This is a genomic window from Cupriavidus sp. 207A1, from assembly GCF_057798955.1.
In genome coordinates, this window is the sequence record NZ_JBYOJO010000008.1 from 82881 (window position 1) to 106357 (window position 23477).

22 protein-coding genes and 5 pseudogenes are annotated in these 23477 nt (G+C 61.1%); 16 read left to right on the top strand and 11 right to left on the bottom strand.

Translation table 11 applies throughout. The annotated features are described in order from the left end of the window. Positions 1–15: 15 nt before the first annotated feature. The 5 genes and pseudogenes from AC3FMM_RS16400 (at position 16) to AC3FMM_RS16420 (ending at position 3389) form a co-directional block, all read left to right on the top strand. On the top strand, positions 16–492 hold the full coding sequence (locus AC3FMM_RS16400) for a Bug family tripartite tricarboxylate transporter substrate binding protein (protein WP_488686980.1): 477 nt from the start codon (positions 16–18) through the stop codon (positions 490–492). 280 nt (positions 493–772) lie between these two features. After that, a complete protein-coding gene (locus AC3FMM_RS16405; RefSeq protein ID WP_488686981.1) occupies positions 773–1588 on the top strand; it encodes an HpcH/HpaI aldolase/citrate lyase family protein in 816 nt (271 codons plus the stop codon). 88 nt (positions 1589–1676) lie between these two features. After that, positions 1677–2528 (top strand): annotated as a pseudogene (locus tag AC3FMM_RS16410) (ATP-binding protein). After that, positions 2525–2953: a hypothetical protein gene (locus AC3FMM_RS16415; RefSeq protein ID WP_488686982.1), complete on the top strand. Its 429-nt coding sequence runs from the start codon at positions 2525–2527 to the stop codon at positions 2951–2953. Before AC3FMM_RS16410 ends, AC3FMM_RS16415 begins: the two are co-directional and overlap by 4 nt. A 169-nt stretch (positions 2954–3122) precedes the next feature. Then, positions 3123–3389 (top strand): alcohol dehydrogenase catalytic domain-containing protein, encoded by a 267-nt coding sequence (locus AC3FMM_RS16420; protein WP_488686983.1) that lies wholly within the window; start codon positions 3123–3125, stop codon positions 3387–3389. Positions 3390–3530: 141 nt separating this feature from the next. Here the strand turns inward: AC3FMM_RS16420 and AC3FMM_RS16425 are convergent, their stop codons facing one another. After that, positions 3531–4430 (bottom strand): LysR family transcriptional regulator, encoded by a 900-nt coding sequence (locus AC3FMM_RS16425; RefSeq protein WP_488686984.1) that lies wholly within the window; start codon positions 4428–4430, stop codon positions 3531–3533. Positions 4431–4623: 193 nt separating this feature from the next. On the opposite strand from AC3FMM_RS16425, the gene AC3FMM_RS16430 reads away from it, so the two are divergent. Both AC3FMM_RS16430 and AC3FMM_RS16435 read left to right on the top strand, forming a co-directional pair. Then, positions 4624–5784, top strand: a complete 1161-nt coding sequence (locus tag AC3FMM_RS16430; RefSeq protein ID WP_488686985.1) for a CaiB/BaiF CoA transferase family protein — start codon at positions 4624–4626, stop codon at positions 5782–5784. Next, a complete protein-coding gene (locus AC3FMM_RS16435) occupies positions 5781–6626 on the top strand; it encodes an HTD2 family dehydratase (protein WP_488686986.1) in 846 nt (281 codons plus the stop codon). Before AC3FMM_RS16430 ends, AC3FMM_RS16435 begins: the two co-directional genes overlap by 4 nt. A 573-nt stretch (positions 6627–7199) precedes the next feature. Here AC3FMM_RS16435 and AC3FMM_RS16440 read toward each other — a convergent pair. Then, positions 7200–7415: pseudogene (locus tag AC3FMM_RS16440) on the bottom strand (IS3 family transposase); the annotation flags it as partial. Between the two features lie 12 nt (positions 7416–7427). Further along, positions 7428–8476: pseudogene (locus AC3FMM_RS16445) on the bottom strand (IS110 family RNA-guided transposase). Between the two features lie 365 nt (positions 8477–8841). On the opposite strand from AC3FMM_RS16445, the gene AC3FMM_RS16450 reads away from it, so the two are divergent. From AC3FMM_RS16450 to AC3FMM_RS16470, 5 genes are all read left to right on the top strand, one after another. After that, positions 8842–9003, top strand: a complete 162-nt coding sequence (locus tag AC3FMM_RS16450) for an ABC transporter permease subunit (protein WP_488687160.1) — start codon at positions 8842–8844, stop codon at positions 9001–9003. Then, on the top strand, positions 9003–9353 hold the full coding sequence (locus AC3FMM_RS16455; protein ID WP_488686987.1) for an ATP-binding cassette domain-containing protein: 351 nt from the start codon (positions 9003–9005) through the stop codon (positions 9351–9353). Before AC3FMM_RS16450 ends, AC3FMM_RS16455 begins: the two co-directional genes overlap by 1 nt. A 452-nt stretch (positions 9354–9805) precedes the next feature. Beyond that, complete coding sequence (locus AC3FMM_RS16460) at positions 9806–10834, top strand: Bug family tripartite tricarboxylate transporter substrate binding protein (protein WP_488686988.1); 1029 nt, start codon at positions 9806–9808, stop codon at positions 10832–10834. Positions 10835–11236: 402 nt separating this feature from the next. Continuing rightward, the gene (locus AC3FMM_RS16465) at positions 11237–11695 is read left to right on the top strand and encodes a hypothetical protein (protein WP_488686989.1); all 459 of its coding nucleotides are present in this window, start codon (positions 11237–11239) and stop codon (positions 11693–11695) included. Next, positions 11689–12474: a Bug family tripartite tricarboxylate transporter substrate binding protein gene (locus AC3FMM_RS16470; RefSeq protein WP_488686990.1), complete on the top strand. Its 786-nt coding sequence runs from the start codon at positions 11689–11691 to the stop codon at positions 12472–12474. The genes AC3FMM_RS16465 and AC3FMM_RS16470 overlap by 7 nt, the downstream gene beginning before the upstream one ends. Positions 12475–12602: 128 nt before the next feature. Here AC3FMM_RS16470 and AC3FMM_RS16475 read toward each other — a convergent pair whose 3' ends face one another. From AC3FMM_RS16475 to AC3FMM_RS16510, 8 genes and pseudogenes are all read right to left on the bottom strand, one after another. Then, positions 12603–13973 carry an MmgE/PrpD family protein gene (locus tag AC3FMM_RS16475; RefSeq protein ID WP_488686991.1) on the bottom strand — a complete coding sequence of 457 codons (1371 nt, stop codon included), beginning with the start codon at positions 13971–13973 and terminating at the stop codon, positions 12603–12605. Between the two features lie 233 nt (positions 13974–14206). Next, positions 14207–14553 (bottom strand): annotated as a pseudogene (locus AC3FMM_RS16480) (tyrosine-type recombinase/integrase); the annotation flags it as partial. 161 nt (positions 14554–14714) lie between these two features. After that, a complete protein-coding gene (locus AC3FMM_RS16485; RefSeq protein WP_488686992.1) occupies positions 14715–14960 on the bottom strand; it encodes a hypothetical protein in 246 nt (81 codons plus the stop codon). Positions 14961–15149: 189 nt separating this feature from the next. Next, positions 15150–15692, bottom strand: coding sequence for a DUF1016 N-terminal domain-containing protein (locus tag AC3FMM_RS16490; RefSeq protein ID WP_488686993.1), 543 nt, complete (start codon positions 15690–15692; stop codon positions 15150–15152). Further along, positions 15689–15973, bottom strand: a complete 285-nt coding sequence (locus AC3FMM_RS16495) for a hypothetical protein (protein ID WP_488686994.1) — start codon at positions 15971–15973, stop codon at positions 15689–15691. Before AC3FMM_RS16495 ends, AC3FMM_RS16490 begins: the two co-directional genes overlap by 4 nt. Before the next feature lie 654 nt (positions 15974–16627). Continuing rightward, a pseudogene (locus AC3FMM_RS16500) lies at positions 16628–17023 on the bottom strand (citrate/2-methylcitrate synthase); the annotation flags it as partial. Positions 17024–17169: 146 nt separating this feature from the next. Then, positions 17170–17853, bottom strand: a complete 684-nt coding sequence (locus tag AC3FMM_RS16505) for a GntR family transcriptional regulator (protein WP_488686995.1) — start codon at positions 17851–17853, stop codon at positions 17170–17172. A gap of 78 nt (positions 17854–17931) precedes the next feature. Further along, positions 17932–18762 (bottom strand): shikimate dehydrogenase family protein, encoded by an 831-nt coding sequence (locus AC3FMM_RS16510; protein WP_488686996.1) that lies wholly within the window; start codon positions 18760–18762, stop codon positions 17932–17934. A gap of 119 nt (positions 18763–18881) precedes the next feature. Between AC3FMM_RS16510 and AC3FMM_RS16515 the strand changes: the two genes are divergently transcribed. The 4 genes from AC3FMM_RS16515 (at position 18882) to AC3FMM_RS16530 (ending at position 23394) form a co-directional block, all read left to right on the top strand. Then, the gene (locus AC3FMM_RS16515; protein ID WP_488686997.1) at positions 18882–19991 is read left to right on the top strand and encodes a glycerol dehydrogenase; all 1110 of its coding nucleotides are present in this window, start codon (positions 18882–18884) and stop codon (positions 19989–19991) included. Next, positions 19988–21442, top strand: a complete 1455-nt coding sequence (locus AC3FMM_RS16520; protein ID WP_488686998.1) for an NAD-dependent succinate-semialdehyde dehydrogenase — start codon at positions 19988–19990, stop codon at positions 21440–21442. The genes AC3FMM_RS16515 and AC3FMM_RS16520 overlap by 4 nt, the downstream gene beginning before the upstream one ends. 153 nt (positions 21443–21595) lie before the next feature. Next, complete coding sequence (locus AC3FMM_RS16525) at positions 21596–22408, top strand: transketolase (protein ID WP_431189932.1); 813 nt, start codon at positions 21596–21598, stop codon at positions 22406–22408. Further along, on the top strand, positions 22408–23394 hold the full coding sequence (locus AC3FMM_RS16530) for a transketolase family protein (protein WP_488687161.1): 987 nt from the start codon (positions 22408–22410) through the stop codon (positions 23392–23394). Before AC3FMM_RS16525 ends, AC3FMM_RS16530 begins: the two co-directional genes overlap by 1 nt. Positions 23395–23477: the final 83 nt, after the last annotated feature.

Genomic DNA, 23477 nt, shown 5'->3' on the forward strand with positions numbered 1-23477 from the left:
CCACAAGCGGGATCATTGACCACCCCGGTTTGGGCTGATAACTATCCCAGCAAACGAATCACACTTGTCGTTCCGTTTGCCGCCGGCTCAGGTACGGACCAAGTGGCCCGCGCGATGGCTGCCTCAATGCAGACTACAGGGCCAGGAACGTCAGTAGTCGTTGTTAACAGACCGGGTGCAAATGGCTTTATCGCAGCACTGGCTGTAGCTAAGGCAGCACCTGACGATAACACGCTGTTTGTGACGACCAGCACCACCCAGTCGGCTAACCCACACCTGTTCAGGAAGCTGCCCTATGACCCGGTGGTTGATTTCGCCCCCATAGCGGGGCTGGCACGGGGTTCTGCTGTGCTGGTGGTGCCTCCGCCGAGTCCCTACAAGACGGTGGCGGAACTAATAGAAGCAGGAAAGAAGCACCAATTGAGCTATGCGCTGGGCAAGGGAATGGCGCAGATTCTGCTGGCCATGTCAGTGCAAGTCCCAAAATCTTGATTTTCCTCCTCGGCGATGCGTGCAAAGAGCCTCAAGTCGGCGAAGTCGAAATGCATGTGAAATCCTCCCTCGTCACTGTACCAATCAGCTAGAGGTGGCGTAAACGTCGCTGAGCTGCGTGATTCGAGAATCTAGCGTTCGGCTTAGCCTAACGGTTCTTTCGCCAAATCTTGATTTACCAAAAGCAGACGCGCTGCGAGACTCAATCCGCCTTCCCTCGCTTTCGGAGTCTTTGTCTGGGACGACGGGTGCGTTTGCTATTACAAAACCCTCCGACGTCATGACTGCCTCCGTTAGCCCGCGCTCCTATCTCTTCGTTCCCGGTAATCGACCGGAGCGTTTTGTAAAAGCCCAGCAGGCGGGTGCTGACAGGGTCATTTTGGATTTGGAGGATGCAGTAGCAGAGTCCGATAAGGATGCCGCTCGCCAGCAGGTATCAGCGTATCTGGAAGGGGGCGGCTCCGGCCTGGTTCGAATCAATTCAACAAAGGCGCGCTGGACGGACGATGCACAAGCGGTCGGAAGAGCTGGCCTGCAGGGCGTAATTCTCCCGAAGGCTGAAAGTGCCGAAGTCATCGAGCGAATCGTCAAACTCCTGCCTCCGGGCGTCAAAGTTCTGCCGCTGATTGAGACTGCACGGGGTATGAAGAATCTCGATGAGATTGCATCGGTGGTAGGAGTCGAACGTCTAGTGTTCGGAACCGTTGACTTCCGCACCGAGTTTGGCATCGAAGGGGACGACCAAGAATTGCTGTTCTTTCGGTCGATGATTGTTCTGGCGTCGAAAGCTGCCAACATCGGGGCGCCTGTCGATGGCGTGACCGTGACCATTAATGACGCCGAAGAACTTCAGCGGGCCAGTGTTCGCGGCCGCCGCCTTGGCTTTGGCGCGAAGCTCTGCATTCATCCGTCGCAAGTCCACGAGGTTAACAAGGCGTTTCGTCCTTCGGACGAGCAGATTGCCTGGGCTGAGCGGGTTGTGACTAGCGCAAAGACTTCGCCGGGCGCTTTCAAGCTCGACGGCGAGATGATCGATGCGCCGGTTATTGCAGGAGCCAGTGAGCTACTCCGGCAAGCCGGCATCACGGCCGACTGAGGCCGAAATCCGATAACGACTCCCCCGAAAGATGAACAAGATTCGTAGCCTGCTCGTTGCCAATCGGAGCGAGATTACAATCCGCGTCATGCGTGCCGCCAGCGACCTAGGCATCCGCACGGTCGCGATCTACTCGTATCAGGATCGCTTTGCGCAGCACCGGTTTAAAGCGGATGAAAGTTACTTGGTTGGCCAGGGAATGAAGCCAGTCGACGCCTACCTCGATATCGAGGATATCTTGCGCATCGCAAAGGAGGCAAGGATGGACGCCATCCACACAGGCTACGGATTCCTCTCGGAGAACCCAGATTTCGCTGAGCGTTGTGCCGAGGAAAGGATCGCTTTCATCGGTCCGAGTCCCGAGGTAATGCGCGAGCTTGGCGACAAGGTCGCAGCGCGAGGGTTGGCGGAACGTCTTGGTGTTCCAGTCGTGCCCGCCACTAGCGGCTTGCCCGCCGACATTGGGGAAGCAAAGGCCCTGGCTGCCAAAATTGGCTATCGCCTCATGGTCAAGGCGAGCTGGGGGGGCGGTGGCCGTGGAATGCGGGCTATCCACAAAGAGGAGGAGCTTCCCGACGCCGTCGCAGCGGCGAGACGCGAGGCGAAAGCAGCCTTCGGCAACGATGAGGTCTACCTCGAGAAATTCGTCGGCCGTGCCAAGCATGTCGAAGTTCAAGTACTTGGAGACATGCTCGGCAATATCGTCCACCTCTTCGAACGCGATTGTTCGGTGCAGCGCCGCAACCAGAAGGTCGTAGAGCGTGCGCCGGCTCCGTATCTGGAGGATGCCCGGCGCAGGGCGCTATGCGAGAGGCGCTGAAGCTCGCCCGTGCGGTACTCGTACGCGCACGCCGGCACTGTCGAGTTGCTAATGGACGGTGACACGGAGGATTTTTACTTCATCGAAGTCAACCCGCGTATCCAGGTGGAGCATCTGTGACTGAAGAGGTCACCGGCGTGGACATCGTCAAGGCACAGATTCGCGTTACTGAAGGCGAGGTCATCGGGAGTCCGGACTCGATCGTGCCGAAGCAGGAAGACATCAAACTTCGCGGTCATGCAGTGCAATGCCGAGTCACGACGGAGGATCTGGAGAACGGCTTCGCGCCGGACCACGGGAAGCTGACGGCATATCTAGCGCGTGGCGTTGCCACGAACCTCGCTTTTTTGGACAACGTTATTGGACACGGAGAATTCCGCTCGGGACGTTGTACGACTCGGTTCATCGACAACACGCCGGAGCTTTTCAATTGCCGCCAACGTCGGGACCGAGCTACGAAACTCCTGAAGTTCATCGCCGACGTGAATGTCAATGGCAGCTGCCGTGAACGACTTCATCCTGGCTGCAGCCTCGAAGCTCCTTAGCTGAATGAGCGGGATTTGGTCCATGGAGGTTCATCTGTGAATTGAATTCAATGGCCTGTGCAAACAGCGCGTTTGTCAACAGGTTGGGCTGCCGCGAGAATCGCTGCACTGTTTGACCACGCCCACTACCGCGGCTCTTGTCAGAGCCATAATCACTACAGGAGCGCACATGCTCGGTATTGTGTTCGCTGGAGACAACAAAATTTCCCTGGAACGATTCGATGACCAGACCCCAGGGCCATACGAAGTTGTTCTGCAGATCAAAGCGTCGGGAATGTGCGGGAGCGACTTGAAGGTGTACCGCGCCCCGTTTGGCGAGGGGCCAAAGAATTTCGGCCATGGCGGCGCAAAGATTGTTATTGCAGCCCATGAGCCGTGCGGCGTCGTGGTTGCCGTCGGTACCAACGTCAATCCGAAGCAAGCCTACGTTGGTTAGCGTGCGATGGTTCACCATTATCGCGGTTGTGCAGCGAGCCCGCATTGAGGAGTGCAGCGATTTCGTTGCCGACCGAAGAATCGACGTAAGGGCGTCTTTGTGATGTAAGCCCGAGGTGATTCGGCTGGAATCGCAGCCGAATCACGCTTTCTCGGCGTTGGCCAAGGTGTCGACCAGGTAGTTGCGGATGAGGTTGGGAACCGCGGGATTGCGTCGAATGCAAATGTGCAAATGACGCATCGACCACGGCTCGTCGATGGTGACTATCGCCAACTCACTCAGGTCGTCCTGCTGAATAGCCGAACGGGGCACAACGCCGATGCCTGCGCCTGAGGCCACGAGCCGGGCAATGGCTCGGTAGCCCGAAACCTGAACCCGCACGTCAAGCCGCCCGCCGAGAGCGGCCGCGTGGTTCATGAGGAAGGTGTGCAGGGCCGCGCCGTGCTGAAGGCTAATGAATGGTTGTTTCAGGCAGGCGGAAAAATGGGCCGAGTCCTGTTTGGACAGTTCGCTGCCGAGGGGCGCCAGGATGATTAGTTCGTCGTCGCGATAGGGGATGAACTCAAGGTCGTTATGCAGCGGAGCCTCCACGGCAACGATACCAATGTCCGCGCGTCCTGCTGCGACGGCCGCAATGATGTCGTGGCTCATGCGCTCTTCCAAGGTGATCCGTGCGTTTGGGTATGCCCGGAAAAACTGGGAGAGGTCATCTGGAAGGAACGAACTGATGGCGTTGTTGTTGGCAAACAGCGTGACGTGGCTGGGCATCCCTTGGCTGAACGGTAAGAGGTCGGCGTGCATTTGCTCCAGATGAGCGACACAGCGACGGCAGTGTTCGAGCAGAACTTGCCCGGCCGGCGTGATTCCGACGCCCCGTGCTTCGCGAGTTAAGAGCGGCGCGCCAATGGTGTATTCCAGTGCCTTGATTCGCAGACTGACGGAAGAGGGAGCCAGGTGTACTCGGGCGGCGCCGCGCGTGAGATTGCCTTCTTCTGCTACCGCGAGGAAGACCCGCAGGTCAGTTAGGTCGTAATGAAGCATCGTTGCATTTTCACAAAGTCTTGCACGATTGTAGTACCGTTTCGCAACGGTGTTGTTCAGGAAAACACCGACTTTGCCCAAGTTTTTGGGGACTGCGTTTGTTGATATCGAACGCTGAGTTTGCTACTTCCCAATTCCGTCTGAGCGGTCCGTTGCCCATACTGCGGAGCGTTGACGTAGACCAACTTAAGTAATGGACATAGACAAGAAAGTGACGAAGCCGCTGGAAGGCGTGCTAGTGGTGGCAATAGAGCAGGCGCTGGCAGCACCGCTCTGCACTAATCGGCTCTCAGAGATGGGCGCCCGTGTCATCAAGGTTGAGCGCCCAGAGGGCGACTTCGCCCGCGGATATGACAGCGCTGCGAATGGCGAGTCGTCGTATTTCGTGTGGACCAACCGCGGCAAGGAGTCGATCGTCCTCGATTTCAAGACGCCGGAAGACGCGGCGCTGCTAAACAACATCGTTGCCAAGGCGGACATCTTTATCCAGAACCTGGCACCGGGCGCCCTTAAGCGTGCGGGGTTTGACAGTGCCTCTCTTCGCGAACGCAATCCCCGCCTGATTACTTGCGACATCAGCGGCTACGGTGACGCGCCGGAAGTGAGCCACCTGAAGGCCTACGACATGCTGGTGCAGTGCGAAAGTGGTCTGACTGGTGTTAGCGGTGCACCGGAAGCCTACGGCCGAATCGGTGTGTCCATTTGTGATATCGGCGCCGGTATGAACGCGACTATCGGCGTTCTCAGTGCACTCGCTCAGCGGGCCCGTACTGGAAAAGGCTTGGGAATCGAGGTGTCGCTCTTCGATGGAGCGGCGGACTGGATGACGATTCCTTACCTGCACGAAACCTATGGGGCTGGCGCTCCGACTCGTCAGGGTCTGCGTCACCCGTCGATTGCCCCTTACGGTGCCTTCGCAACGGCTGACGGCGGTGAAATTGTCATCAGCATTCAGAACGAGCGCGAGTGGGCGAACTTCTGTCGGGTCCTCCTCGAGCAGCCGGAGCTGGCCACCAGCGCCGAGTTCTCGAGCAACAACGCCCGCGTCAAGAATCGCGATCTGCTGGAAAGCACGATAGGCAAGGCGTTCAGCGCTCTGACGACCGAGGAAGCTCTGAAGCGGCTGGCCGAAGCACAGACTGCGTTTGGGCAAGTGCGTAGCCTCGCTGAGTTTGGCAGGCATCCCGCGCTCCGTACCTGGCCCATGCCAGTTAAGGACGAGGTGCTTTCTATGATTGCCCCAGCCGTTCGTACCCCGTGGGACGAGGGGTTTTTCGAGAGCGCACCGGCGCTCGGCAGTGATACCACTCGTATTGCGGCTGAATTTGGCGCCGCCCTGAAGGAGACAGCATGACCCAGGTTGACTTGGCCCACCTTGAGCAGTGGATCGGTAGAGAACAGGAGGACCGGGATCTCCTGTCAGCTCGCCATGCTCGCCTGATGGCCGCTACAGTTGGCATTCCGAACGAAGGAATTGTTGATGGTGCGCCGCTGCCGCCGCTGTGGCACTGGATCTACTTCCTCGAGGGGCTACCGCCCGAGTCGCTCGGGCGGGATGGCCATTCCGCCCGTGGCGGATTCCTGCCGCCCGTACCGCTGCCTAATCGGATGTGGGCAGGCGGCCGTCTTGAATTTCATGAGCCGCTGCGAATCGGCAGCGTTGTCGAGAAGACGTCCAAGGTCGTTTCCATCAAGCACAAGCAAGGCCGCAGCGGGGACTTGGTCTTCGTCAGCGTTCTGCATGAGTTGAGCTCGGACGGCAAGCTGGCGATCAGCGAGATTCACGACATCGTCTACAAGGAAGCGACTCCTCCTGGAGCTAAGAAGGAGGCTTTCGCCGCACCGGCGGCGGCATCGCATAGCCGTCCATTTGCGCCGACTTCCACGACGCTGTTCCGATACTCAGCTCTCACGTTTAACGGTCATCGGATTCACTACGACGCCGACTACTGCCGGGAGGTTGAGGGCTACCCGGATCTGGTCATTCATGGCCCGCTGCACGCCACGCTGCTGGCGAACTATGCAGAAGAGGTAGCAGGCAAAGCGCTGAAGCGGTTCGAATATCGAGGACTGCAGCCGAGCTTCCTTGGTGAGCGCCTTTCGGTCAATGCCCGGCAGGACGCAGACACTCTTTCGCTGTGGACGGCCCTCGCAGACGGTCAACCTGCAATGCAAGCTCAGGCTAGCTTCGAATAGCCTAACGGCGGATCAGTGTAACGACTGATCTCTTCGGCGCTGGAGGTAATTCGGCTGCAGGCGCGGCGATTGCAGCGCCTCCCCAGACACTGCCGGCAACCGCCACCGAACTGACCAGCTTACCGAAATGAACCTTTACTTCCGACATAATGTGCTCCTCTAAGTTATTCTTCTTACACAGATTGGCAGCGCCACTCTCTATGGAAGAGCGTCTGCCTGTCGCTAAGCGTGGATAGGGTCAACGCGCCGAGGCTGTATGTGCTGGATTGTGTGACTTTGGTCTACAACAAGCCGGAGTACTATAACTGACGCGGGAAGAGGTGAAGGACATCAATATGCCGGTAACTTGTTACCTCGTCGTTCATCCGAAGGGCATGTTGTTGTACGACACGGGCCTCAACGATACGTTAGTGGGGCGCCCACTTTACGAAAACTACCAACTCGGCTACGCCCGAATCAAGTGGCTCACAATTGTGAGGTATCCACGACCCTCGGCATTAACGTACGTCGCGTGTGTTTCCTGACGTTCGTTGTTGAGCTTCCCTCTGTTTTCCGCCTTCCAGAGGCCGCAGCTTATGCAGCCGCATCCTCGGTCTGTTGAGCCTTGAGCCAGTTTTCCAGGAACTGAACCGGCGATACAAAGCCCAGCGATGAATGACGGCGACTGCGGTTATAGAACACTTCGATGTATTCGAACAGGTCCGCCATTGCTTCCTGGTGCGTTCGGTAGCGCGTGGCGTGTACCCGCTCGTTCTTCAGGCTATTGAAGAAGCTCTCCGTTGGGGCGTTGATGCTCCTATGTCAAGCGGCGCGGCTCGAATTGGCCAGATCGGCCAAGATGAGGGGGTAGAGTTCCCTGACGATATAGCGCTTGAGGCAGCGATGAATCTCCTTCTTCGACATACCTTCCTTGGTCCGGCGTTCGACGTATGTCCGTGTCCTGGGATCGCTGCGCATTCGCACCATGGCGATGGTCCACAAGGCGTCATTTGCCGACCGATCTCCGCCCCTGTTCAAGCGATGCCGGACCGTTTTTCCGGACGAAGCCTGCAGAGGACTTGTGCCACAAAGCGCTGCCAGTGCGGCTTCGTTTTCCAGGCGCTCCGGGTTGTCACCAGCAACGGCAACGAGCACTGCCGCCGTTTGAGGCCCTACGCCAAACCGCTCCCGAAGCCGCTTGGCATGCTGGCTGGTCAGGCGATCAAGCATGCCGTCGAGGGTGCTCAGTTCGTCTGCCAAGCCCCGCCAGCGCTTGGCCAGCAGGCGTAGGGTGCAGGTCAAGGTTTGCAGCAATGGAGTGTCGCCTAACGAGCGCAGACGGGCGCAACTCGCGACGCATTCCGCCGTCTTCTCTTTCAGAAGCCGTTCACGGACTTTCTGAGGTACGCTGACCAACAAAGCCCGCGACTGGTTGATGGCCTGCGTCTTCGCCTTTACGGCACTGCGCCGGGCAACAGAGACAGCATGCATCGCTTCGGCTGCTCCAGACTGCGCCTTGGGAAGGGCCGTTGCCTCCCCCGAGAGGACTGCGCGTGCGGCGTTTTCCGCGTCAGTGGGATCAGACTTCCCGCGAGACCGGCGCGCCGCCCAGTCGGGACGATTGACTGCCAGTACCTCGAGTCATGATCGCGTAGCACGCGGACTAGGCCAGCCCCGTAAGTTCCTGTCCCTTCGACTCCAGCGCGGCACAAACGTCCCAACGAGTTCGCCTAGGTGAAGAGATTGAGATAGCCATTGGTGTCGGCCGAGACCGACTGCGTGCCGAGGAGCTTGCCCGTGCCGCTGATCACCGCCCCAACATGCGTATCCAGATGCGTGTCGACACCCAGAATTACTTCGTCTTGTTCCACGCCTGTTTTCCGTTGTAGTGGGCACATCGCCAACCCCACTCGCAGGACAGGAGACTCACGGTGCAGGACAAGGCTCCTATCAGGTCAAAAACGTTGGGCCCGGCAATGCTCGGGAACGCCGGAACCCGATCGACAGCTCAACGAAATGGCAGCTCGGCCAATCCCAGCACGGGTCAGATCGGTCCGACGTTCGAAGCGTATTTTGGACTGAGTGTCCCAACAATTTCCTTTGCGGCTCATCGAGCAGCGCGTGCCATATTGCGCCAGCTTCCGCTGGAAGTCGTGACTGGCATACTGGCTGCCTCGGTCACGAGTGATGCATCGCGTCGGGCTACCGCTACTACCGGTCACCGGCAGGCGAAGCGCTGACGGCGGTCAAGACGAACGAAACTCGCTTGGAGTACGTTGGCATTTCCACCTATCGCGTTTTCCTCTTTGGCTACGTTCTTTCTGCGACGCTGTGCGGCCTGGCCGGCTCCATCTTCGCGATTAGCCAAGGTCTTGTCACGCCTGTTTCGGGGCGGTAGTGGTAGCAGACCATATCAATTTTGAGCTGACAGAAGGCGAGCGTCTGGCGGTAATCGGACAGCACGGGGCCAGTAAGACTACCTGTATCAATATCTGCACTGGCCTGATTCGTCCGAACGGCGGGGAAGTCAGATTCCGTGGCGAGAAGGTAACGAACTTGCCTCCGCGGGTGATCGCTCGCAAGGGGATGGTTCGGAGCTCCAGAAATAACTGCGGTAACTGGAAGCGCATTCGCTTCGCGATTGCGTGCGAATTGCAGCCGCGAGGCGTGCGGGGAAGCTGGGCATCTGGCGTTCCTTGGAGAATTCCGCATCTTCCACGACCATCGAGCATGTCCTGGAACTGGTAGGACCTGTGCGACCGCGCAGACGCCCCATGCGAATCGTTGCCTGAAGACCAGCGAAAGCTACTGGATATCGCGATGGCACCGGGTTCTGGCGTGCCTTCTGAAGCAGTTCGCCTGTACTCATACCACTGTTCTTTTCGGCAACCAAGAGCAGAGATGCTTGTCACTTCCGGCGTCCCTTGTACCCCGGGGCGCTGGTCTTCGATTCCGGAATTTCGCACTCGCAATGGGACAGCGCTTTCCCTAAGCAGCGTTGCGAAACAGCAAAAGTCCGTCGCTTAAAGTGCGCTAAAACATGCTCTACAGCGCATTCCGCTATCATTTCATCCTTATTGTTCGTCAGCTGCAAACGCTGACTTTGTGTCTTCTCACTTCCGCCGTGTAGGCAGTTGTGGACATACTTCGGAAAACCTTCACTGGCTGCTTGCCTTCTACGTTCGGGACCGGCGCGGAAAATGAAGGTGGTGACGCTAGCAACTAGCGCGCTAAAAAAACCTGTTGGGAGACACATGATGTTGGGAAAAAGCATAGTCGTGGCTGCTGCCACGCTGGTCGGAATTGGTGCGTCGCCGGTTCATGCTCAAACGTATCCCTCGAAGCCGCTTACGCTCGTCGTACCATTCACACCGGGCGGTACGACCGATATCGTAGGGCGCATCGTAGCTGAGGGCCTTGGCAAGAAGTTGGGACAACCGGTCGTTATCGACAATCGAGGCGGCGCTGGCGGTAACATCGGGGCAGCCCTTGTTGCCAATTCCAAGCCTGACGGCTACACCTTGCTGATGGGTTACATCGGCACCAATGCCGTCAATCCCTCGTTGTATAAGAGTCTCACTTGGGACCCGGTCAAAAGCTTTGACCCTGTTGGAATGGTCGCCCGCGTTAACAACGTTGTGGTCGTGAACCCTTCGCTGCCCATCAAGACTCTTCCTGAACTCGTGGCCTATGCCAAGGCGCATCCGAATGAACTGAACTACGGATCGGCAGGTCCTGGCAGTATTTTTCATCTCGCAGGCGAGATGCTGGCCAATCAGACCAACGTGAAGATGTCGCACGTACCGTATAAGGGTGCCGCGCCGGCGTTGAGCGACTTGATGGCTGGCCAGGTTCAGGTGATGTTCTCAACAATTCCTACTGCGTTGCCGTTTATTAAGGCTGGCAAACTGCTCGCGATTGCGGTGACTGGCGCAGTGCGATCGCCTGTGTTCCGGCAACTGCCGACGGCCAAAGAGGCAGGTTATCCGGGAATGGTTGTTGATTCCTGGTTTGCCGTTTTCCTGCCGAAGGGGACTCCGGCAGACGTTCGTAGCAAGCTCGAAAAAGCAGTGAAGGAAGTTGTAAGTGACCCAGTGGTGGCGGAGAAGCTGCGCGCTCAAGGTGCGGAGCCCAAGAGTTCCACGCCAGCTGAGCTGGCGTCGACCCTGTCGGCAGACCTGGCAACGTGGCACAAGGTTATTGCAGCCGCAAAGGTTAGCCTGGACTAACGAGTCAGGACGAAGCCTCAAGAAAACCAGAAGAGTGAAAGAGATCGATGAATCTTCGTAAATGTGTTGCCCTGGCTGTCGGAGCGCTGGCAGCCGGGCAGGTTTGGGCCGGCGGGGCGTTTCAAGACAAGTTTCACTCGAACACGTTGGGGCGAGATATTCCGTTTACGGTGTATCTCCCGGACGGATACGCCGATGCGCCTGGGCCATTCACTGCAACTTACCTGCTTCACGGAGCAGCAAACAATGAGTAGGGCTGGCTGAACAAGGGCGGTGCTGCCGTTACGCTAGATGGCGAAATCAACCGTGGGAAGATCCCCACCAACAGTGGCCAATTATGCCTACGTTCGGTCCGCAATCGTGGTACATCGATGGCACGAAGGAGAAGGTGGAACGGCCATCTTGGATGAGCTGATCCCATTCGTCGAAGCAGTACAAAGTCAGCCGTCGCCGCGAGAATCGCTCGATCGCGGGACTTTTCCATGGGCGGCTATCCTCTCCGGGCGCCAAGGGTTTGGGCATCCCATCTTCAAAGTGGCAGATGAAGCGCAGTTCGAAGCGCGAGCGTTTGTGCGCGTCGAACGCTGGCTTTGCGAATGCCCGCTTTTCGCGCCCCACGGTTTCTTCGATATTAAAGTGTTTGTAGTTGTTTTGAACTTATCGAAGGAATCAGGATGCTTACTAGACGTGAATTCTCGCTGGCCGTTTTGGCTGCCGGACTTGACATGCGGAATGCTTGGGCCGCGTTCCCGGATCAGCCGCTCAGGCTCCAGGTCAGCTTTGCTGCAGGCGGACAATCAGATGGTATTTTTCGGCAGTTGGCCGCAGCTTGGTCGCGGGAGCTGGATCAAACCGTGCTGATCGAGAACAGACCGGGTGCTGGTGGCAATATTGCCGCTAAGTATGTAGTCACGGCCTCGCCCAACGGCACAGTCATCCTTGCTGGTGGCATTGGAACCATCGGAGGTTTGAACAGCTATTTGTATAAGGCCCCCGGCTTCGACGCCCAGAGCGACCTCCAGTTGGTCGGCGTGGCTACTACGGAACCTGGCATCCTGTGCGCGAGCCGTACAGTGCCGGTTTCGAATTTGAAGGAATTCCTTGCATACGCCAAAGCCCACCCTAAGGCTATCAACTTCGCATCTGCCGGGTCGGGGTCTTCAAGCCATCTCACGATGGAGTATCTGAAGACGAAGGCGGGCATCGACATGGTGCACGTCCCGTACCGCCAAAGTACTCAAGGCACGACCGACTTGATGGCTGGCGTGGTGCAGGCGCGACTCCTCGGCGTTACCGAGGCGCTGGCGTACAAAGAGGATTCCAGGATTCGACTTATCGGCGTCACGGGTACGAGCCGGCTCAGTCTGATTCCGGATGTTCCGGCCATCGGCGAACAGGTTCCGGGGTATGAAGCCACGTTCCCGTCCGGGTTCGCCGTCCCGGCGAAGACTCCCGCCGACGTGGTGTCCCGCCTGCGGACAAGCTTGACGGCAGCACTCAAGCGTCCAGAGTTGCGGGCCGGGCTCGAGAAGTCCGGCGTATCCGTCTACTCGAGTAAAGAAGCACCAGATGCCTATCTCGCGAAGGAAGTCAAGAAATGGCAGGCCGTCATAGCGTCTGCAGGCATCGTAAAAGAATAAGACTGCGCTTTCAAATTTTGCTGTGGTGGCCTTGGGGCTGCTAGCTAAGGCGGCTCCGGGACCAAGCACGGCGTTGGTGCGGAGCGGCTGACTTAGGTAAAGGGCAGCAGACGAGGGCCCACCACGACTTAAGCGCTTAGGGCTTCTTGCGGGCAGAATTGATTGTCAACGTCATCTTCGACTAGCGCTGACCACAGGCCTTCAGCGGCCTCGTTACCCTTGACGGGCGAGACGCAATCCAGGAACTTGGACCGGAACTCTGCAACGCTGATGGGGTTCTTTGGGTGGCCCTTCTGAATGGCGGCCTCTCCGGCGAAAGCTTGGCCATTTTTGTGTCGAACTTCAACTCGAGTAAAGGCTTTGCCTGCGACATACAGACGCTCAAAGGATTCCTTGTCGGCTTGGTCAGGAGCAATGCTGACGTGAATTCGACTCATGGCTTGTCGAATACGGCTGTCATGGATCCGGTCGGCCGCAAACCATTCATTTGTAACTTTTCCTTCTAGAAGGGCCACAGCCAAGCAGTACTCGATGCTGAATCGTGCCTGAGGAATGCTGCGCGGGTCGGGATATCTCATGATGTTGAGAGCGTGGTAACTCGCTTGGCACTCGATACGTTCGACTTCCGCGGGATCCACTTCACCGGATGCAATTCCGCCTAGCAGGACATCGAGGGCTTGGTGCACCATGGAGCAGGTCGGGTAGAGTTTCGGGAAAGATTCGCAGACATCAAACTGGATGAGTTGGTACGAAGCGTCATCGCCAACCCGGACTCCCGAGAACAAAGGAAGAAATCCCTCCGCTCCGTAGATCGCGTCTTCTGCAGCAGTGATGCCCGCAGCTGCCAGTTTCGCCGCGGTTACGCCGTTCTTCGCTGCGGTGCCGGCGTGTACTGCCTTCGTCATGCTTGGGAAGTTCTGACGGATGCCGCTGGCGAGGGATGCGGCAATGCCCAAAGCGTCTTGCGTCGCGGCCTGGTCGAGTTTGAGCAAGCTGGCGCAGGCGGCTGCGGCGCCGAAAGTGCCTAGCGTCGCCGTCGTATGCCAGCCACGGGCGTTGTGTTCCAGGCCAGCGATTCGTCCCAGCACGCTTTCAATTTGAACGCCAACAATGTAGGCGGTCAGGATATTCGCCAGGGAGTAAGGCTTTTCGTCAGCGAGCGCGAGAATGGCTGGCACCACAGGGGCAGACGAATGGCCGATCATCGCCATATTGTTGTCGTCATAGTCCAACGCGTGCGCCATTGCGCCATTCACGAGGGCTGCGGTTTCTGCGCTTGTACGCAGGTTAGTATTCCAAATGGCTGCTTGCCCCGCATTCTGTGCGGCGTAGCTTCGCAGTTTTGCGACGACGCCTTCCTTCTCGGCGGCGATTGCCACAGCGATTGTGTCCGCCAGCATCAGCCGGGCATGGGTAACAACTTCCTTCGGAACATCGGCCAAGTTCAGGGCGGCAGCGTAGGTGGCCAACTGACTGGCGAGGCTTTGAGTCTTGTCCATGCGTCCAGTCTGCCTGACGGGGCAGCGCTTGGACAAACGAGTTCTTACAAACGTAGCGTACGTCTATGGCAAACGCACAAAGGCGTACCATGTGGGAAGATGTCCGGGCCCCTGCCGGAGGAATGCAGGTTCAAAATTCCGTGTGCGGGCAGCCCGTGCTGGCACATTTCGTCATGCTAGCGACTCTGGAGGCCTTCATGATTCATCACCTAGACCATCTTGTGCTGACCTGTCGCGGCCGGTTGCGGGTCGGCGAGGAAGCGCTCGTAGGTGAGCAGGTCTTCATGCGTGAGCGAGGACAGTGGCTTGCCGAGCTGCAGCACCGCCCACACGATCAATCGCTCGATCTCGCGCCGGTAGGCAGTCAGGGTCGCCGCGCTGTCCGCATAGCGCGCGAGCCAGGCGGTAGCGGTGGCAACATCGTCGGCGGCGCCCATGCGGACGGCGCTGCCCGGGCGCGGTTGCTGCCAACGACGCCGGACAGTGCCGGGGGCAGGCGCAGGTGCTCCAGCGGGGTGAGGTGCGCGGTGGGGAGCGGGGCGGCAGGGCCGTCCAAAGGTGGGAGCGATAGCAGTTCCATGAGTAGCGCCCTATTGTCGAGAATCGGCGAGAGCGGTCGAATCGGGCGGCCCTCCGCTGACAGGCGTTCTCCTTCGGCGTCACGCACCAGTCGATGCCGTGCGATTCCAGTAGCGCGATCAGACCTGCGTTTTCTGCTTGCAGGCGGCGAACGCATCATGATCAGCCATCGACTCCGTACCCGGCCAGCAATCCATCCATGTCATCGGCCACGTCATAGCCGAAGTTGTCACGGGTGCGGCGCACTTCGGCAAGGCGTGCCCAGAGCGCCGGCCGCCGTGTCTCGGGCAAGGTAGCGATCATTTTCAGGGACCGCTCGCACATCTGCGCCAAGGCATCAAAATAGCTATCGTCCTGGTAGCGAATGTCAGCGCTGAAGCCGCACGCCCGTTCGGAATAAAAAACCACCAGTTGGGCTATCCCATTGGGCTAGCCGATGACCTTTTTGAAATTCACGACCTTCTTGTTCGCCTTGGCTACCGACATGTCATGGTTCTTGAACGCATCCGGCCGCAGCCACCTTTCGATGGCCCCTTGTCGTGCTTTAGCACATCGCCGCCCAGCATAAACCGGCCGTGCAGGAAGGCCTGGTTGTCCTTACTTGCCATGTACAGGGCCGCAGCGCAGCGCTTCGGTTTCGTAGAATCGGCGCGCCATCTCATTGCGCACAGAGAGCAGTCGGACGTACGCTGACCACGGGAGCGGGAAAGCTCTGGCCAGGTCGGACAGGTCGACGGAATCCCGGGACAAGGCGCTGGAAAGCTCCTCCCCTGTGCGAATGGCAGACGATGTCTGCGAAATCCGGGCGGTGGGCAATTTCGCAGACGGTGTCTGCGATATGTGGTCGATGGGCCAAGCCTGGTAGAACAGCCGCATCTGCTCCAGGTTGCGCTCCGAGAAGTCACGCCCGAACCTCCTCGAGAGATCAGCCGAGAGCCGCTTGCGCAAGGCTTGCCCATAGCCAGCGCGGTCCTGCCCGCCTTGCTCAAACTCGACGATGCGGCGGCCGATTTCCCAGTAGGTCGCAGTCATCAGCACGTTGACACTGCGGGCGGCGGCACGACGGGCGGCTTCCAGCAAGGCGACGATGCGGCCATGCATGCTGCCATAGTGGGGACTGCCCGGAACAAGTTCGCTCATGCCGGCACCTCATCCACCAGTTCATCGTTCTCGCCAAAGAGGCGCACATTCTCGGCCTCGTGGCCGAGAATGGAAGCAATTTGGTTCTTCGGACTGGCATCCTTGAGGCCGGCCTTGGCGTTCGGGTACTGCAACTCGCCGGCTTCGCGCGTGGATGTTCCTTGTTTGCTTATGGGGGACAGTGCTGCCGTCCGCCCGTCCTCAACCAGTTCGCGCGCCCCGCATTCGAGGCAGCGGCCCGCTGTGGTTATCACCCTTTCGCGCGTAGCCACCTTTGCCATCGTCCTCTTAGAAGATAAATAGATCGCGTTCGATTGTATCAATGTGGAACACCTGCGACCGGCATTTGCTGCCCAACGAAGATGTCCGCTTTGCCTGCCGATAGGTGAGGGGGACCAGCTCTCCATTGAATCAGCAACCTGGCTTGCTGAATGTGCCCGAGCCGATTCGATGCCGGCCCTATGTGGACTGATGTCCCGCATCCTCCTCGCTGTGCAGGTGGGCGCTGGTGGCGGCAATCCGTCTCACGGCCAATCACCGGCAGCACCAGAGCGCGCGTCTCCCCAAAGCTGCGGGATCGGCGCCGGGCCGTGGGCATGGCGGTAGCGCGCAAGTTCGGCGACCAGCTTGTCGGAGGTCGGCACCGGTCGGGTCTTGTTGCTCTTGCCGCTCACTTACAGCCACCAGCGCTCCACGCCCGCGCCGTCGCGCCGACAGAAGAACGCGCCATGGGGCGCGCCTGCCACCTCGGCGGCCCGCAGCCCGCCTAGGTAGAGCACCGTCAGCACCCCGCAGCAGCGCGTCGCATGCAGGCGCTCGCGCTCGGCCGAACTTTATCGTATCCGGCCATCGCCTCGACAGTTTCCTTGGCCGTCGCCCCCAGCTCGTGGCTCAAGTAGGGCGTAATCCGTGGCCAGCTGCGGGCGCGCCGGGCGCCGCGCGAGCGCAAGTGGGCGGCCCGACAAGTAGCCGGCCTCGGTCAGCCAAGCAAACAGCGCATTCAGGATGACAACGGGATGGAAGCGGTGACCGAACCCGCAGACAAATTGCCCATGTTGGTCGCGATAATCCTGAAGCGCCGCCGCGACGGCCTCATCCACCATCCGGCCGCCGGGATCGACACGGTGGGCGATGTCCCCGTATAGGGCCACCGCCTGTTCACCGGCGCCGCCATGCACGTCGCCCAGCACGTTCACGGCAGAGGCCATCGCCTTGTTCAGGCCCACGCCGCAGGGGGCGGCCATGCGTGTGATCGCGATGCTTGGCGCCTGCGGGCCGTGGTCGACGGCGGCCATCAGGGCCGCGTCCAGCAACTCGCCGTGTCCAAGGCCGCAGGGCGCCACGCAGCCACGGCCGGCGCTTCCCGGTTGACCTTGTATGAATGGGGATCTTCACCGGCCCTAAATTGCAATTAATCGCAAAGAAGGGGGCCCCAACCCAAAACGAGGCCGCCAGAGACGCGGCCACAACCCATTGACTAAGCCGTTTCCCGCTCTTCGCGTGCCGCCATCCATTCAAGCAAGACAACCTTCCCCCATTGGATGTCATCACGGATGGCCTGCGACGCGGTGGCCGGGTCATGGCGCTCCAGTCCGTCCAGCACGCGATAGTGAGGGTGAGATTTCAAACTTTCACGGCTGGCGCGCAGTTCAGTATGGAAGATGTGCAGGAGCGGACCCATGCGTACCCACATGCTCTCGACGACCGCGTACAGGTTGGTCAGCCGCGATGCCGCCATCAGTTCGAAATGGAACTTGCGGTTCTGCGCAGCGGCCTCGCGCGGGCTGACCGCCACGGCCTTGATAAACGCCTCGTGCGTCTTGCGCAGCCGGGCGATTTCCTGCGGCGTGATGCGCTGCGCCGCGGTCTCGGCAGCGGCGCCCTCCAGCAATGTGCGCATCAACTGGATTTCCGCGACGGTGCCGGGATCCAATTCGGGGACGGTGATCGAGGTGGCAGCGGTCATGGTAAGCGCTTGCTCGCTGACCAGTCGGAAAATCGCCTCGCGCACCGGCGTTGAACTGGTGCCAAGCGACTGCGCGAGATCGGCCACGCGCAGCCGTTCGCCGGGCACGTACTTGCCGCTCATCAGCGCAGAGCGGATTTCATCGTAGACTCGGGAAGAGAGATTGCCTTTTTCCACCCGTGCAAGTTCTTTCATGGGTCCTGCCTCAGCCATAGGTTCATGGGAATATCATATATGATGTGCCGGCGCCGATTTCCCGCTGCGGCGATGGCGCTACTGCGCGGGGGTTGCGCTGAGCAGGAAGTCGGCTAGCAGCCTAATCTGCGAAGTGACCATGTGCTCTCCACGATGCACGCGGCAACCGCGCTGCCGTGCCGCAATCAGCAGGGCGGTCTCGACCGGCTGCATGATGACCTCGGCGACGATGGTGCCGGGACGCAGCAGGGCTGGGTCGAGCGGCAACGGGTCGTCTGGCTTCAGGCCCAGCGAGGTGCCGTTGATGACCAGATCCCAGTCGCCTTCCAGGCTGCCGGCGGCCTGAACCGCGGCACCGGGCCGGCGTGCCCGCAGCAGGGCGGCGAGTTCCTCCGCCTTTGCGCGCGTACGGTTCGCCACCGTCAACTGCGCGACACCGGCGTCGAGGAGTGCGGCAGCCACCGCCGTGGCGGCTCCCCCCGCACCGAGCAGCAGGGTGCGCTTGCCCGCCGGGTCGATGCGGTTGTTGCGCATGCCTTCGACAAAGCCGATGCCGTCGTACATGGCGCCAATGAGGCGGCCATCGGCGGTGCGCCGCACCACGTTGCATACGTGCAGGTCGGCGGCAATCCCCTCCAGTTCATCGCAAAGGCCGGCAATAGCCTGCTTGTGCGGCACCGTGACGATCAGGCCTGCGAGGTTCTCAACCTCGCGCAGGCCGCGTACCGCGTCGGCCAACTGTGCCGGCGCGACCTGCCAGGGCACGAGGACCGCGTTGGTGCCGGTCTCGGCCATATAGGCATTGAAAAACGATGGCGTGCGCACGTGGTGGGTCGGGTAGGCGAGGATCATGATGACGCGGGTATGGCCATTGATGGCGGCGCGGGGATGAAGATCGGGTAGCTGCATAAGCTATGTCTCCTGAAGCGGGTTGGATTAGTCCGAAAGAAATTCCTTGCCTGACAGGATATATCCTATATGATGTATCGAAATTCGGCGAGCGCCGGGGGAACGCGAGAGGAGACAACGTGCAAGCAGTATTCGGATCGCCCGGACGCTATGTCCAGGGTGCGGGAGCCATCGAAGTATTGGGCGAGCACGCAGCGCGCCTGGGCAGCAATGCCTTGCTGGTGGCCGACCGCATGGTGATGGGCATGGTAGGGGAACAGCTGGTGCGCCTGTGCGAACAGGCTGGCGTGGCGACGCGCAGCGTCAGCTTCGACGAAGCCCTGACACCTGGCCTGGTGGCGCGCCTGGCGGCAGAGGCCGGACAGCCAGGCCCCGACCTCGTGGTTGCGGCTGGCGGCGGGCGCAGTATCGATGCGGGCAAGGCGCTGGCCGACCACTTCGGCGTGCCGGTGATCACCGTGCCCACCGTTGCGTCAAACGACGCGCCGACCAGCAAGAACTATGTGCTGTATGACGAGGCGCACCGCCTGCTGGCCGTGCGGCATCTGCCGTACAGCCCCAGCAGCGTGATAGCCGACACCGCACTGATTGCCCAGGCGCCTGCCTCGATGTTGCTCGCGGGCATCGGCGACGCCATCTCGAAGATGTTCGAAGCCGAACAGTGTGCGCGTGCGCGGGCGGGGCGGAATATGTTCGGCACGCGTCCGTTGCTGTCGGCCGCCGCGCTGGCGCGTGCCTGTCATGCGGTGCTGATGGCGGATGCGCAAGATGCGCTGGCCGCCGCCGGCACCGGCACGCCGACGCCCCCGTTTGAACGCGTGGTGGAGGCCACCATCCTGATGTCGGGCCTCGGCTTCGAGAGCGGCGGTTTGTCGATCGCCCATGCGCTGACCCGCGGGCTGTCGGCGCTGCGCGGGGTCAGCCACGCGCCGCACGGCCTGCAGGTGGCGTACGGCCTGCTGGTGCAGCTGGAACTGGAGCGGCGCGACGATGCGGCGCGCACTGAAGTCGAGGCGCTTTACCGCAGCATCGGCCTGCCATTGTGCCTCGCTGACCTGGGTTTGCCCGACGCGACGGTGGAGGAGCTGCGCCACGCCGCGGAACTCTCGCTGGCCGCGCCCCATATGCGCAATTTCATGCGCGAACTGGACGCCGGCGACCTGGTCGCGGCGATGGGCGCGGTCAACGCGCGCGCGCTGCAGATGCTGCAGGCTGCGGAGGCATCATGAAGCTACGCGATGCTGAACTGCTGCGCACGCGCGGCCTGATCGGCGGCGAATGGTGCGACGCCGACAACGGTGCCCGCTTCGCCGTGACCAACCCCGCCACTGGTGCAGTCATTGCCGAAGTCGCCGATATGGGTGCCGACGAAACCCGCCGCGCCATCGCCGCGGCCGAGCGCGCCCTGGCCGCGTGGCGCAACACCACAGCCAGGCATCGTGCCGAATGCCTGCGGCGTTGGTACGAGCTGATCCGCGCGCATGAGGCGGATTTGGCCGCGTTGATGACGGCAGAGCAGGGCAAGCCGCTGGCCGAGGCGGCAGGCGAGGTGGTCTACGGCGCGTCCTTTGTCGAATGGTTTGCCGAAGAAGCCACGCGCACCTACGGCGAGTGCATTCCCACGCCATCGCCTGATCGGCGCCTGATGGTGATCCGCCAGCCAGTGGGCGTGGTGGCGGCGCTCACGCCGTGGAATTTCCCGATTGCAATGGCCACGCGCAAGGTGGCGCCGGCGCTGGCCGCGGGCTGCACCGTGGTGCTCAAGCCGGCCGCGGAAACACCACTGAGCGCGCTGGCGCTGGCGGAACTGGCGCAGCGTGCCGGCGTGCCCGCGGGCGTGTTCAACGTGGTCACCGGCGCCAGCGCACCGGCCATTGGCGAAGTGCTGGCGCGCAACGAAACCGTGCGCAAGCTGACCTTCACCGGCTCCACGCGCGTCGGCCGCCTGCTGATGGAGCAGTCGGCGTCCAATATCAAGAAGCTGTCGCTGGAACTGGGTGGCAACGCCCCCTTTATCGTGTTCGACGATGCCGATATCGATGCCGCGGTACGCGGTGCGATGGCCTCGAAGTACCGCAATGCCGGCCAGACCTGCGTCTGCGCCAATCGGATCTTCGTCCATGACGCGGTCTACGATGCCTTTGCCGCGAAGCTGTGCGCGGCGGTGGCGGGGCTGAGGATGGGCGACGGCAGCCAGCCTGGCGTCACCATCGGCCCGCTGATCCATGCCGGCGCGGCACGGCGCGTGCACGGTATGGTCGACGAGGCGGTCGGACTGGGGGCGCGCGTGCTGGCGGGCGGAACGCCGCCGCAGGATGGCTCTGCCTTCTATGCGCCCACCGTGGTGGGCGAGGTCAGCGCGCAGATGGCGCTGGGCCGCGACGAGATCTTCGGCCCGGTGGCGCCGCTGATGCGCTTTCATTCGGACGAGCAGGTCGTGCAGATGGCCAATGACACGCCGTTCGGGCTGGCCGGCTATTTCTACACGCAAGACCTGCGCCGCGTGTGGCGCGTGGCCGAGGCGCTGGAATGCGGCATGGTCGGCATCAATGAAGGCCTGATCTCGACCGCCGTGGCACCGTTCGGCGGTCTCAAGGAATCCGGGCTCGGGCGCGAAGGGGCGCGCCAGGGCATCGAAGACTACCTGGAAGTGAAGTACCTCTGCATGGGGAGCCTATGACGGCCGCCATGGCTGCCAGAGGCCAATTTTTTGCCCAATTAAAGGATATATGATGCATCATAAAAATGGAGATGTGAGATGAACCAGCCTGTAGCACCTGCGCTCGTCAGCACCGCCGCCGACCCGTTTGCGCCCAGCGCCGAACAGGTCGCAATGCTCAAGGAGCGCGCCACCTTCGTGCGCCTGGAGACGATCCGCCTGATCGAGATCGCCAAGACCGGCCACTACACCTCGGTGTTCTCCGCGGCTGAGACCTTTGCCGCGCTGTACTACGACGTGATGAATCTGCGCCGCGGCGAGCCCGCCTGGGCTGGGCGCGACCGCTTCCTGATGGGCAAGGGGCATGCCGCAGTGGGGCTTTTCCCGATCCTGGCAGATCTCGACTTCTTCCCCAAAGAATGGCTGGACGACTACACCCGGTTGGGGAGCCCCCTGGGCGACCACCCCGACATGCGCAAGGTGCCCGGCATCGATTTCAGCTCGGGGTCAATTGGGCACGCACTGTCCGCGGGCTTGGGCATGGCACTCGCAGGCCGGCATGCGGGGCAGGACTTCACCACCTTTGTGATGCTGGGCGACGGCGAGATGCAGGAAGGACAGGTATGGGAAGCAGCGCTGTCCGCCGCGCACCATGGTACCGGCAGGCTGATTGCGATCGTTGACCGCAATGGCTACCAGCTTGACGGCGCAGTCGACGAGGTCATGGGCATCGAGCCGCTCGACGCCAAGTGGGAGGCGTTCGGCTGGGAGGTGCACAAGGTCGACGGCCACGATGTGACCGCGCTGACCGCGCTGCTGCGGCGGCTGCGGGCCGACACCGCGCGCACGCGCCCCGTGTGCGTGATCGCGAAAACCGTCAAGGGCAAGGGGGTTTCGTACATGGAGACCGAGCCGGGCTGGCACCTGGGCTACCTGGCCCCGAACGACGCCCAGCGCGCCATCGAAGAAATTCTCGCAAAGGACTGATTGCAATGAACCAGCCACTCTCCAAGGACTCCTGGCAGTACCGCGGCCTGAACGCGATCACCCCCGGACTCAGCTACCTCTCCGACGGCCTGATCGACCTGGTCGAAGCGGGCGCGCCGGTGCTCGCCGGCTCCGCCGACCTGCAGTACTCCAACGGGCTGATCCGCTTTGCCCAGCGGCATCCGGACCGCTATATTCAGTTCGGCATTTCCGAGCAAAACATGGTGACGGCCGCCGCGGGCATGGCCACTGCCGGCTATACCCCTTTTGTCGCCACCTTTGCTTCGTTCCTGGCGTTGCTGTGCTGCGAACAGATCCGCATGGACGTCGCGTACTGCGCGCTGCCTGTGCGCCTGATCGGCCATCACGCCGGCATCTCGCTGGGGTTCTACGGCACCTCGCATCATGCGACCGAGGACCTGGCCATCATGCGCTCGATCGCGGACCTGACCGTGGTCGCCCCCGCGGACGGCCCGCAGTTGCGCGCGGCGATCAATGCCTCGAAGGACCATGCGCAGCCGATCTACTTCCGCATCGGCCGTGGCCGTGAGCCCGCCGTCTACGAGGAGCGCACCGTCTTTGAGTTCGGCAAGGCGATCGAGCACCTGCAGGGCGAGGAACTGACGCTGATCGCGACCGGCTCGACGGTGCATCCGGCGCTGGAAGCGGCTAAGCGCCTGAATGCCGCCGGCCGCTCGGTCGGCATGATCGACATGGCCACCGTCAAGCCGCTCGACCGCGAGGCAGTGTTGCGTGCGGCAGCGCGCTCCAAGGCAATCATGACCGTCGAGGAGCACAACGTGCTGGGCGGCCTGGGCGGCGCGGTGGCCGAGGTGCTGGCCGATGCGGGTGCGGGTACGCGGCTGGTGCGTCACGGCATTCTCGACGAGTACAGCCTGATCGCGCCACCGACCCACCTGTATGCGCACTACAAGCTTGATGCCGCCGGCATCGGCGAACTGGCGCAGCAGGTGATGGCGGCCTGACCGGCAGGGCGCGGGCCGCGCGCCCGCGCCGGATCACAGAAGCAACCCAGAGTTGCACCGGGCCGTCGGGTCCGGACCAAACC

Bases quoted from the DNA above. Each gene is read 5' to 3' on its own strand.
- AC3FMM_RS16490 (WP_488686993.1), bottom strand. From the start codon at position 15,692: ATGAGCGAACTTGTTCCGGGCAGTCCCCACTATGGCAGCATGCATGGC.
- AC3FMM_RS16505 (WP_488686995.1), bottom strand. From the start codon at position 17,853: ATGAAAGAACTTGCACGGGTGGAAAAAGGCAATCTCTCTTCCCGAGTC.
- AC3FMM_RS16495 (WP_488686994.1), bottom strand. From the start codon at position 15,973: ATGGCAAAGGTGGCTACGCGCGAAAGGGTGATAACCACAGCGGGCCGC.
- AC3FMM_RS16425 (WP_488686984.1), bottom strand. From the start codon at position 4,430: ATGCTTCATTACGACCTAACTGACCTGCGGGTCTTCCTCGCGGTAGCA.
- AC3FMM_RS16475 (WP_488686991.1), bottom strand. From the start codon at position 13,973: ATGGACAAGACTCAAAGCCTCGCCAGTCAGTTGGCCACCTACGCTGCC.
- AC3FMM_RS16405 (WP_488686981.1), top strand. From the start codon at position 773: ATGACTGCCTCCGTTAGCCCGCGCTCCTATCTCTTCGTTCCCGGTAAT.
- AC3FMM_RS16520 (WP_488686998.1), top strand. From the start codon at position 19,988: ATGAAGCTACGCGATGCTGAACTGCTGCGCACGCGCGGCCTGATCGGC.
- AC3FMM_RS16435 (WP_488686986.1), top strand. From the start codon at position 5,781: ATGACCCAGGTTGACTTGGCCCACCTTGAGCAGTGGATCGGTAGAGAA.
- AC3FMM_RS16460 (WP_488686988.1), top strand. From the start codon at position 9,806: ATGAAGGTGGTGACGCTAGCAACTAGCGCGCTAAAAAAACCTGTTGGG.
- AC3FMM_RS16420 (WP_488686983.1), top strand. From the start codon at position 3,123: ATGCTCGGTATTGTGTTCGCTGGAGACAACAAAATTTCCCTGGAACGA.
- AC3FMM_RS16525 (WP_431189932.1), top strand. From the start codon at position 21,596: ATGCTCAAGGAGCGCGCCACCTTCGTGCGCCTGGAGACGATCCGCCTG.
- AC3FMM_RS16510 (WP_488686996.1), bottom strand. From the start codon at position 18,762: ATGCAGCTACCCGATCTTCATCCCCGCGCCGCCATCAATGGCCATACC.
- AC3FMM_RS16430 (WP_488686985.1), top strand. From the start codon at position 4,624: ATGGACATAGACAAGAAAGTGACGAAGCCGCTGGAAGGCGTGCTAGTG.